At 29.4% G+C, this 3520-nt stretch carries 6 protein-coding genes and 1 tRNA gene; all 7 read left to right on the forward strand.

All coding sequences use genetic code 11. The features are described from left to right. Positions 1-71 precede the first annotated feature (71 nt). Entirely contained in the window at positions 72-347 is a 276-nt protein-coding gene (locus A9758_RS02525) for a hypothetical protein (RefSeq protein WP_011406642.1), read from the forward strand. Then, positions 344-544: a TIGR04165 family Cys-rich peptide gene (locus tag A9758_RS02530; RefSeq protein ID WP_011406643.1), complete on the forward strand. Its 201-nt coding sequence runs from the start codon at positions 344-346 to the stop codon at positions 542-544. The genes A9758_RS02525 and A9758_RS02530 overlap by 4 nt, the downstream gene beginning before the upstream one ends. 22 nt (positions 545-566) lie before the next feature. Beyond that, on the forward strand, positions 567-731 hold the full coding sequence (locus tag A9758_RS02535; protein WP_048059745.1) for a 4Fe-4S binding protein: 165 nt from the start codon (positions 567-569) through the stop codon (positions 729-731). 10 nt (positions 732-741) lie between these two features. Next, positions 742-1923, forward strand: coding sequence for an NAD(P)/FAD-dependent oxidoreductase (locus A9758_RS02540; protein ID WP_011406645.1), 1182 nt, complete (start codon positions 742-744; stop codon positions 1921-1923). A 34-nt stretch (positions 1924-1957) separates the two neighbouring features. After that, positions 1958-2878: a DUF5591 domain-containing protein gene (locus tag A9758_RS02545; protein ID WP_011406646.1), complete on the forward strand. Its 921-nt coding sequence runs from the start codon at positions 1958-1960 to the stop codon at positions 2876-2878. A 53-nt stretch (positions 2879-2931) separates the two neighbouring features. Continuing rightward, positions 2932-3231 carry a metal-sulfur cluster assembly factor gene (locus A9758_RS02550; RefSeq protein ID WP_011406647.1) on the forward strand — a complete coding sequence of 100 codons (300 nt, stop codon included), beginning with the start codon at positions 2932-2934 and terminating at the stop codon, positions 3229-3231. A gap of 157 nt (positions 3232-3388) precedes the next feature. After that, positions 3389-3463: transfer RNA gene (locus tag A9758_RS02555), tRNA-Ile, on the forward strand. The last annotated feature ends 57 nt before the right edge of the window (positions 3464-3520 follow it).

A 3520-nucleotide genomic window follows, 5' to 3' on the forward strand; every position in this document is an offset into this window, starting at 1 on the left:
AAAAAATAAATATAATATATAATTATTCATTATACTAACAGTTGTTATTATAAATTAATACGAGGATATACATGGCAAGTCGAATCATAGAAGGATATAAATTATATAAGAACAATGATGTAATTATTGAACATTATGAACCCGACCATGTGATTTTTAAGGTTAAAAATAACAAAAATACTGATTATTACATTGTATCTATGATATATGGATATTGGAATTGTGATTGTGCAGATTACCAGTTTAGAAATCAACGAAATCCTGGTAGTTTTTATTGTAAACATTTACAAGCAGCACAATTTAAACTTCACGACCTATTAGAAAATAAAAAGGAAGGAAATTCATGAAAATAGAAGAATTATTAAAACCATGCCCAGAATGTGGATCTAAAGATAAAACCCAACATAGAGATTTTGATAATGAATTTAAAGCTTATGGTTCTAATGGTGAACTAAAATGTTCTAACTGCGGACATATCTTTATTACACGTGATGAAGCTATAGATCGTAGAAGAGAATCAGAAAAACAATTAGAAAATAAATAAATTAAATGTAGGAGTTAATATTATGATAGTAGAAGAATTTTGTATGTATTGTGGAGCTTGTGCAGGTGTGTGTGTAGCTGATGCTATAGAAGTACAAGAACTTAAAATCATAATCGATGAAGAAAAATGTACTAAATGTGGATTATGTGTAAAAACATGTCCTGTTGAAGCTTTAAAATTAGAATAGGATGATATTCATGATTGAAACTGATATTTTAGTAGTTGGAGCAGGACCTTCAGGATCACTAGCAGCAAAAGAAGCAGCATTACATGGTGCTGATGTTATATTAATAGATAGAAAATCTGAAATAGGATCACCAAAACGTTGTGCTGAAGGAGTTTCCAAGGATGGATTAGCACAATTAGGTATTAAACCTGATCCTAGATGGATTGCACGGGATTTATATGGGGTAAGATTAGTATCACCAAATAATACAAGTGTATGGATGGATAATAATACTATTAAAATACCTGAAGCAGGATATATACTTGAAAGAAAAGTATTTGATAAACATATGGCAATGGATGCTGCACGTGCTGGTGCTAAAATAATGATAAAAACAAATGCTACTTCCCTAAAAAGAGTAGATGATGGAATTATTGTTAGTACAAACCATATGGGTAAAGACATAGATATACATGCTAAAATTGTAATTGCCGCTGATGGACCTGAATCTCGTATAGGTAGATGGGCTGGACTTGAATGTAACACAGAATTTAAATATATGGAATCCTGTATACAATTTGAAATGGCTGGAGTTAATATGGAAAACAATAGGGATATTGCATTGTTCTTTGGAAGTGTTGCTCCAGGAGGATATGTATGGATATTCCCTAAAGGTGATGACATAGCAAATGTTGGTATTGGAGTTCTTAAAAATAAAACCAATAAAACAGCATATGAACATTTAATGGAATTTATAAAAACTTGTCCTGAAACTAAAGATGCTCAACCTGTTGAAATAAATGTTGGTGGAGATCCTGTTGGTGGAATTATTAAAGATAGAATTGGAGATAACATTCTTGTTGTTGGAGATGCTGCAGGTTTTGTAAATTCTTTAACTGGTGGTGGAATTAATTCTGCACTTGAATCTGGTGTATATGCTGGAATTGTTGCAGCTCAAGCTATTAAAGATGGAGATTATAGTAAAAACAATCTTAAAGAATATGTTTCATTAACTGATGAACATATTGGTAAACATTATAAGAAATATAATAAAGCTAAAGAATATCTTTTATCATTAGAAGATGAAGAACTTGATGAAATTGCTGAAGAATTTGCAAAAGCTGACTTTGAAGAAGTAAATCCAAGAACATTAATTAAAATGTTAATTAAGGTTTCACCTAAAGCTTTAGTTAAATTAGGTAAATTATTCTAAAACTCTTATTTACCCCTTTTTTAAGGAAGATAATATGAAAAATGCAAAAATACCCTGTATAACAGAATTATCCTTACATAGACCTGAAGTTGTTAGATGGCAACAACGTATGCAACTACTCAAACCATATACAGATACTGTAGTTGTATTACCTTGTAGTATGAAAAAACCTTATTCCCAATCTAAATCACATACATTATTTCGAAAGTACACAAAAGGTTTACAAGAAGTTATATTAACTTCTCCTTTTGGAATCTGTCCAAGAGAAATGGAAAAAACATACCCTATTCAATCATATGATGCTTCAACAACAGGTGATTGGTCTGATGAAGAAATAAAAACTTCTGGTAAATGTTTAAAAGATTATGTTGGAGATAGAAAAGTTATTGCTCATGTAAGTGGTGGTTATAGAGCAGCTTGTGAAGAATATCTAGATAATGTTGTTTATACATGTACTGATGGAAATACACGTTCAAACAAATCTCTAGAAAATCTTAAAATAGCTGTTAAAAAGGCTGATAAAGTAAGTCAATCAAAGCATAGAATTCATGATCTACAATCAATAGCTAGATATCAATTTAACACTAAAAAAGCAGATAAATTAATACCTGAAAATACACAGACTCGTGGTCGTTTTAATACTAGAATTTTAGTTGATAAAACCCAAATTGCAACACTACACTTTGAAACTGGATTATATACATTAAATTTACCTGCTGGTGAAATATTAAAAGAAGAAAAAATTAATAGAGTGTTTATTAATTTTGATTTACAATCAAATACTTTATTTACACCAGGAATTGATGATGCTGATGAAAATATTATACCTAATGATGAAGTTGTTATTATAAATAATGATGAAGTTGTAGGTGTTGGTAAATCAACAATGAGTGGAAAAGAATTAGTAGAATCTACTAAAGGTGTTGGTGTTAAAATTAGACACCAGATAAAATAAAAAAATATATAAAAAATAAATTTAAAAGTAATTAATAAATAGGAGATAAAAAAATGGTAGATGGCAATATAAAAGATGAAATTCAAGATAAATTATCACTTATAGCTGATCCTCATATGGGTATTAGTATTGTTGAAATGGGACTTGTAAGAGATATTACTGTTGATGAAGCTAATAAAACAGCAAAAGTTGTTTTATCCCCAACAAATCCAGGATGTATGAGTATTGCTAATGTAGCAATGGCATCCAAATTAGAAATTGAAAAATTAGACAGTATTGATAAAGCTGAAATAGAAGTTATTGATCATATGATGGCAGACACCATCAATGAAATGGTTAATAAGGAAGAATAATTTTTTAATTCATTATTTAGATAAAAAAATCATTTTGATGTATTTTTACATCAAATTTTTTTTGAAAAAAATAAAAACCACAAAGTATATATATTAAGTACATACAATATAGTAATAGTTGCTTAAGTACAACTATAAAACTGATTTTGATTAGTAAGGGCGCGTGGCTCAGCTTGGTTAGCGCGCACGGCTGATAACCGTGAGGTCATGGGTTCGAATCCCATCGTGCCCACTTTATAAACTATTTTACTAAAAATAAATATTTATAGATATTATTTTTATATTAAAA

Origin of the sequence: Methanosphaera sp. A6 (assembly GCF_001729395.1) — an archaeon.
Taxonomy (GTDB): Archaea; Methanobacteriota; Methanobacteria; order Methanobacteriales; family Methanobacteriaceae; genus Methanosphaera; species Methanosphaera stadtmanae.

Excerpts from the sequence above, each read along its gene's own strand:
- A9758_RS02525 (WP_011406642.1), top strand. The coding sequence starts at position 72 with ATGGCAAGTCGAATCATAGAAGGATATAAATTATATAAGAACAATGAT.
- A9758_RS02530 (WP_011406643.1), top strand. The coding sequence starts at position 344 with ATGAAAATAGAAGAATTATTAAAACCATGCCCAGAATGTGGATCTAAA.
- A9758_RS02535 (WP_048059745.1), top strand. The coding sequence starts at position 567 with ATGATAGTAGAAGAATTTTGTATGTATTGTGGAGCTTGTGCAGGTGTG.
- A9758_RS02540 (WP_011406645.1), top strand. The coding sequence starts at position 742 with ATGATTGAAACTGATATTTTAGTAGTTGGAGCAGGACCTTCAGGATCA.
- A9758_RS02545 (WP_011406646.1), top strand. The coding sequence starts at position 1,958 with ATGAAAAATGCAAAAATACCCTGTATAACAGAATTATCCTTACATAGA.
- A9758_RS02550 (WP_011406647.1), top strand. The coding sequence starts at position 2,932 with ATGGTAGATGGCAATATAAAAGATGAAATTCAAGATAAATTATCACTT.